The 249-nt window shown below is 64.7% G+C and carries 1 pseudogene; it reads left to right on the forward strand.

The annotated features are described in order from the left end of the window. A pseudogene (locus tag RT018_RS12135) lies at window positions 1-249 on the forward strand (hypothetical protein); the annotation flags it as partial.

The raw sequence follows: 249 nt of genomic DNA on the forward strand, positions 1-249 counted from the left end.
GAGGAATATGAGTTTGAGCCGGAGCTGAAAACCTATGACGCCGAGGGCCGCGCAGATTTGTACTGGAACACGGTGGCGGGCTGCGTCCGCCGGAACTGGGGCCAGGCGCTGGAGAGCCTGTTTGCTTCCTTCGATGGCTTGCCAGACCGCCGGATTTATGAGCAGCTTGCGTGGCTGGGGTTGGAGAGCGCGGTGTTTCACCGGGAACGGGACCGCCGCCCCGCCATGGCGGCGCTGCGGCAGAGCGAT

It is taken from the genome of Oscillibacter sp., from assembly GCF_032060045.1.
Classification (GTDB): domain Bacteria; phylum Bacillota; class Clostridia; order Oscillospirales; family Oscillospiraceae; genus Oscillibacter.